We start from the raw sequence: 5,998 nt of genomic DNA on the forward strand, positions 1-5,998 counted from the left end.
GCGCCTGCTGATGCTCAGCCTGCGCATGCGCCCGGACAGAATCTGCGTGGGCGAAGTGCGCAACGCCTATGCGCTGGATCTCATGGATTGCTGGAATACGGGGCATGACGGCGGCGTGGCCACCATCCACGCCACCAATGCCGAACGCGGGTTGTCGCGTCTGGCCAGCCTCATATCGCGCAATCCCTTCAGACCGGCTGTCATTGAGGAAGTCATCGGGGAGTCGGTCCAGCGCATTGTCTTCATCAAAAAGACGCCGGAAGGGCGGCGCATACAGACCATTCTTAGCGTGGATGGCTACGCCAAAACACGGAAAGAATATGAAATCAAGCGATTGGCGTAGTAAACGGGAAAAGCAATGAAAAACTCCAGAATAAAACCGCACTGCCGTCCTCAAACATTACGGAAGCAATGGACGCAAGGTGTGCTTCTGGTGAGATTGCGTACCGCATCATCCAGAAAAAAGATGAAATCAGACGCATCACAAAATGATGCAATACAATTTAAAACATTATCGCCAAAATTTATATTTATATTCAATCTGTTTTGTAAAATATCAGTATTAATATTTATAATTTCAATATTTTTTTCTTTTTATATGGTTTTTAATATTACAATTGCATTTATATTTATACTTATTTTTTCTTTTCCGATTTATATGACGATTAACAATTTAGAATTAAATGTATATTATTTGTATATTGATAAGTCAGACATAGCATTATTACTAGCTATGCCAACTATAATGTTGGTTTCAGCTATATCCGTCTTGTATCTTGGATTTACATTACAATAGTATAAAACAATTTAACAAAACGGAATAGTTACATGAAGGCATCCAACTATGCGCTTTTGGCCCTGCTTTTCCTTGGCGTGGCGATATTTCTCCCTCTGGACGCATTCGCGTCCACCGGCGGCACAGGCGCGCTGCCGTATGAAGGCTGGCTTGATACCCTCAAGCAGAGCGTCACAGGGCCTTTCGCCTTTGTTGCCGCCCTCATCGGCATCGTGGCTTCCGGCGCTACCCTGATGTTCGGCGGCGATCTCAACGGATTTTTCCGGAGCATGATTTTTTTGGTCATGGTCATTTCATTGGTTATTGGCGCTAACGCCTTGATGTCTTCCTTTTTCGGCAAGAGCGCCCTCATTGTCCCCGGAGTCTGAGATGGCCCTGCGCACCACGCCCATTCATCGCTCGCTGACGCGCCATAACCTCTTTTTGGGGGGCGACCGGGAGTTGGTCATGCTCTCCGGCCTGTGCGCCTTTGCTCTGGTATTTACGGCATTCACCGTCGCAGCCACGGCTTACGGTATCTTTTTGTGGTTCTGCTCCCTGTTCGTCCTGCGCCTGATGGCCAAAGCTGATCCCCAGATGCGTCAGGTCTACCTGCGGCACAGAAGATATGCCCGGTATTACCCGGCCCGGTCCACGCCCTTCCGCGCCAACACACGGGATTATCTATGATCGTCGCCCTTTCCATCAGCATCTCCGTAGTGGGCCTCGCACTGTTCGCGGTGCTCGGCCTGCGGATCAGAGAAGCGGAGAGCGCCATAAGGTTGAAGCGCCACCGCTCCAGAGCCGCTGGCGTTGCGGATCTGCTCAATTATGCCTGTATGGTGGACGACGGGATCATCGCCTGCAAATCTGGCGCGCTGATGGCCGCGTGGATATATGCCGGCGAAGACAACGCCAGCCGTACGGACGCGGAACGGGAACGGGTTTCCACCGTCATCAACACCGCGCTGAGCGGATTGGGCGACGGCTGGATGATTCATGTGGATGCTGTTCGCCGGGCTGCGCCCAGCTATATCCCTGAAGGACTTTCCCATTTCCCTGACGGAATTACCGCCGCCATTGAGGAAGAGCGCCGCCAGTTCTTTGAAAGCCGGGACACCATGTATGAAGGCTTTTTCGTCCTGACCGTCACGTGGTTTCCACCATTGCTGGCCCAGGCGAAGTTCGTGGATCTGATGTTTGATGACGATGCCAGGCCGGTGACCTCGGAAGGACGCTTTCAGCGGATTCTGGAGACCTTCAAAAAAGAAATTGCGGCACTGGAATCCCGCCTGTCCTCCGTCTTTGACCTGGAACGTCTGCACGGCAGGCCCAGCCGCCAGGAAGACGGAAGCACTATCATCTATGACGATTTTCTCCAGTTCCTCCAGTTCTGCATTACGGGCATCCGCCAACCCATGCAACTGCCCGCCACCCCCATTTGCCTGGATGCGCTTCTGGGCGGCCAGGAACTCTTCGGCGGGATCATTCCAAAGATCGGGGACAAATTCATTCAGGCCGTGGCTATTGAAGGATTCCCTCCCGAATCCTGGCCGGGAATGCTTTCCATCCTCACGGACTTCGATGTGGAGTACCGCTGGTCGAACCGCTTCATCTTCCTGGACGCGCATACGGCCACAAGCCATATGGATTCCTACCGCAGGAAATGGCGGCAAAAACAGCGCGGCGTCGTCGCGCAGGTTATCCAGCCCAACTCCACGGCGAATCTGGACGCCGATGCCGTGTCCATGACAGTGGATGCGGAAGCCGCCATCGCGGAAGTTAAAAGCGGCCTGGTGGGTGAAGGGTACTTCACTTCCGTGCTGATCCTGATGGATGAAGACCGCCAGCGCCTGGAAGAAGCCTGCCGCAAGCTGCAAAAGGCTATCTTCAACCTGGGTTTCGCGGCCAGGATTGAAACCATCAACACCCTGGACGCATGGCTCGGTTCCCTGCCGGGGCACGGGCATGAGAATGTTCGCCGCCCGCTGATGAACACGCTGAACCTTGCGGATCTGCTTCCGTCCAGCAGCATCTGGACCGGATCGGATTTCGCGCCCTGCCCTCTGTATCCGCCGGATTCTCCTCCTCTGATGTACTGCGTGACAACCGGATACAGCCCGTTCCGCTTCAACCTTCACGTCCGAGATCTGGGGCACACGCTCATTTTCGGCCCCACGGGATCAGGCAAGTCCGTGGCCTTGGGCATCATCGCCGCGCAGTTCCAACGCTACAACGGCCAAGTCTTCGCTTTTGACAAAGGCATGTCCATGTATGCCCTGACCACGGCCACGGGCGGGGATCATTATGCCATTGCCGGCGACGACTCCCGTCTCCAGTTCTGCCCCTTGCAGTTTTTGGACAAAGCCAGTGACCGAGCCTGGGCTCTGGATTGGCTCGAAATTGTTCTGAATCTTAATCTGGAGTCTCCCGTAACACCTCCCCAGCGCCAGGAAATCTCCAAAGCGCTGGCCATCATGTCGGAAACCGGGGGCAAGACCCTTTCCGACTTCGTGGCCACAGTTCAGGACAAGTCGATCCGCGAAGTGCTGCAAGCCTATACTGTCGAAGGCTCAATGGGAGGGCTACTGGACGCCGAGGAAGACGGCCTGGCTCTCAGCGAGGGCGGCATAACCACCTTTGAGATGGAGGATCTGCTCAATCTGGGCGACCGCTGGTCCCTGCCGGTGCTCCTCTATCTGTTCCGGCGCATTGAGCGCGCTCTGAGGGGCCAGCCGGGTATGATCATTCTGGATGAGGCATGGCTGCTCCTGGCGAATCCGGCGTTTGAGGAAAAGCTCAAGGAATGGTTCAAGGTCATGCGGAAGAACAATGTGGCTGTGGTCATGGCCACGCAGAACCTTTCCGATGCCTCCAACTCCAAAATTTTCGACGTGATCCTGGAGGCCACGGCCACAGAGATTTACCTGCCCAGCGTTTACGCCAGAAGCACTTTCTCCGGCCTGTATTCCAAGATGGGGCTCAACGAGCAACAGCTTGAGATCATCGCTTCCGCCCGGCCCAAGGACGAATACTACCTCGTGTCTGAAAAAGGCTGCCGCAAGTTCAGTTTTGCGCTGGGACCGGTAGCGCTCGCTTTCATTGGGGCCTCGGACAAGGAAAGCGTAGCCCGGATCAAGCAACTTCAGCAGCAACACGGCGATCAGTGGCGGGATGAATGGCTCAGAATAAAGGGCGTATCGCTTCCGGGAGATATGGATCATGCAGCTTAGCTTCGGAAAAAAGAAAAACGACGACACCAAGGGAAAAGAAGAAAATCCCTGGTTCGCCGCCCGGCGTGAATGGAATGCCCACGAAGGAGGCGTGATCGCCTCCAGGCGCATGTGGCAGGTCGTGGGCATCTGCTGCCTGCTGGTCGCCCTGGCCGCAGTGGGGGGCGTCGTCCATATCGGCCAGCAGTCGAAGTTCATTCCCTATGTGATCCAGGTGGACAAGCTCGGTCAGGCCCTGGCCACTGGCCGGGCGGATCAGGCCGCGCCGGTGGACAAGCGAGTGCTGCAAGCCACGGTGGCCTCCTTCATAGCGGATGTGCGGCTGGTGACGCCGGATGTGGCCGTACAGCGCAAGGCCGTGTTCAATACCTACGCCTTTCTCAGAGCCAATGACCCGGCTACCCAAAAAATCGGGGAGTTCTATGAGGACAAGGCCACGAATCCCTTCCAGCGAGCCGCTGATGAAACTGTTTTTGTGGAGATCGCCTCCGTGCTTCAGCAGTCTCCTGAAACCTGGCAGGTGGATTGGGTGGAAGAGATCAGAGACAGACAGGGCGGACTCAAAAACAAACAGCGCATGCGGGCTTTACTCACAATTTATGTTTCGCCTCCCACGGCGCAAACGAGTGAAGAAGAGGTCCGGCGCAATCCCCTCGGCATTTATGTGCGTGATTTCAACTGGTCAAAGCAACTGTAAGGGACGCGGAAGATGAAAAAGTTTATTTACATATGCTTGCTTGCGGCTCTTTCCGGTTGCGTCTTGCGGAGCGGAGCCACGCACGAATCGTTTGACGGGTTGAGTTCTGCATATTCCGGCGATGCGCGCATTCTTGCGGAGCGCACGGCGGAAGAATTGAACCGGCGGCATACGCCGGCGCATACCTCGGTGGCCCTGGATCGCGCGCCGGGTGTATTCGGCGATGTGCTGGAGCAGAAGCTCCGCGCGGACGGTTTTGCTCTGGCGTCCTCTGGTCTGGGCGTCAGCTACAGGCTGGATACGCTGGAAACCGACGGCACACCCATGCTAGGCTATGTGCAAGTAGCCTGCTCTGACGGGCAGATATTCAGTATCACCCGTGAGGTGTTCAAAGGCACGGAACCTCCTCTTGCGGATCCCTTGCCGGAAGAACACCCGCTGGAAACCCGTCCGCTTCCGGAACGCACACCGATGCCGAGCGATGCCCAGGCCGCCGCGCAGATGGGGGCTTCTGCACAAGCGCCGGCATCGGCCTCAGCTCGCGGTGTCAAGGTCTATCCTGTGAGAAGGACGGCTACTGCCGCCGCCGTGGCCAAACGAAGCGGCGTACCTGTGATGGAATTCTGCCGCTGGAACCAGGTCGCCCCCACCACGACGCTGGCCAAAGGCTCTCCGGTCTATCTGTCGGAGCCGCCAGCCGGGATCATCCCTGTTGCCGCCGCTGTTCCCGTGCCTGCTGACACCCCTGAAGAGCCACCCGTTCCCCAGGCCGCCACGCCCGCGCCCATGCCGGCTCCCGTATCTCTACCCAGCCGCGCCCAGACCTCGGCGGCGCTGACACTGGAAAAGCCCAAGCCCAGCGAACCCGTAGCATATGCGCCGGTTGCTGTGAGCATGCCGGCTACGCCTTCCCCGGAAACAGTCACGCCGGTCACGGAGCCGCCAGTGGCTCCCGCGCCGTCAGCAGTACCGACGGCTTCCAGCGAAACCCTCACGCCGATAGCCACCACTGCCATTGAGGCCGTGCCCGTCTGGGAGATCCACAAGGGCGAAATGCTGCGCGGTCTGATGGAGGGCTGGGCCGCCATAGCCGGTTACAGCCTGATCTGGAATGCCCAAAATGATTACGAAATGCGGAGTTCCGCGACCTTCTCCGGCGTCTTCGTGGACGCGGTGAAGAACTTCTTCGCGGCCCTTCAGGCCAACGGCCTTGCCCTGCGTGTGACCATCTACCAGGGCAACAAGGTCATGGAAGTGTCGGAACACTAAAGCCAGAGAGAAGAAACATTATGA

Annotated in this window: 6 protein-coding genes; all 6 read left to right on the plus strand. The window is 56.6% G+C overall.

Going from position 1 to position 5,998, the window contains the following annotated elements; translation table 11 throughout:
- Positions 1 to 343 (plus strand): ATPase, T2SS/T4P/T4SS family (locus KH208_RS14910; protein ID WP_291437619.1); only part of this gene is annotated, 343 nt, incomplete at its 5' end.
- 485 nt (positions 344 to 828) lie between these two features.
- On the plus strand, positions 829 to 1,164 hold the full coding sequence (locus KH208_RS14915) for a TrbC/VirB2 family protein (RefSeq protein WP_291437621.1): 336 nt from the start codon (positions 829 to 831) through the stop codon (positions 1,162 to 1,164).
- Position 1,165: 1 nt separating this feature from the next.
- Positions 1,166 to 1,465 carry a conjugal transfer protein TrbD gene (locus KH208_RS14920; protein WP_291437622.1) on the plus strand — a complete coding sequence of 100 codons (300 nt, stop codon included), beginning with the start codon at positions 1,166 to 1,168 and terminating at the stop codon, positions 1,463 to 1,465.
- Complete coding sequence (locus KH208_RS14925) at positions 1,462 to 4,008, plus strand: VirB4 family type IV secretion/conjugal transfer ATPase (protein WP_291437623.1); 2,547 nt, start codon at positions 1,462 to 1,464, stop codon at positions 4,006 to 4,008. Before KH208_RS14920 ends, KH208_RS14925 begins: the two co-directional genes overlap by 4 nt.
- A complete protein-coding gene (locus KH208_RS14930; protein WP_291437625.1) occupies positions 3,998 to 4,705 on the plus strand; it encodes a VirB8/TrbF family protein in 708 nt (235 codons plus the stop codon). The genes KH208_RS14925 and KH208_RS14930 overlap by 11 nt, the downstream gene beginning before the upstream one ends.
- A gap of 99 nt (positions 4,706 to 4,804) precedes the next feature.
- A complete protein-coding gene (locus KH208_RS14935) occupies positions 4,805 to 5,974 on the plus strand; it encodes a TcpQ domain-containing protein (protein ID WP_291437626.1) in 1,170 nt (389 codons plus the stop codon).
- The last annotated feature ends 24 nt before the right edge of the window (positions 5,975 to 5,998 follow it).

The organism is Desulfovibrio sp., assembly GCF_018379785.1.
GTDB lineage: Bacteria > Desulfobacterota > Desulfovibrionia > Desulfovibrionales > Desulfovibrionaceae > Desulfovibrio.

Bases quoted from the DNA above. Each gene is read 5' to 3' on its own strand.
- KH208_RS14915 (WP_291437621.1), top strand. From the start codon at position 829: ATGAAGGCATCCAACTATGCGCTTTTGGCCCTGCTTTTCCTTGGCGTG.
- KH208_RS14920 (WP_291437622.1), top strand. From the start codon at position 1,166: ATGGCCCTGCGCACCACGCCCATTCATCGCTCGCTGACGCGCCATAAC.
- KH208_RS14925 (WP_291437623.1), top strand. From the start codon at position 1,462: ATGATCGTCGCCCTTTCCATCAGCATCTCCGTAGTGGGCCTCGCACTG.
- KH208_RS14930 (WP_291437625.1), top strand. From the start codon at position 3,998: ATGCAGCTTAGCTTCGGAAAAAAGAAAAACGACGACACCAAGGGAAAA.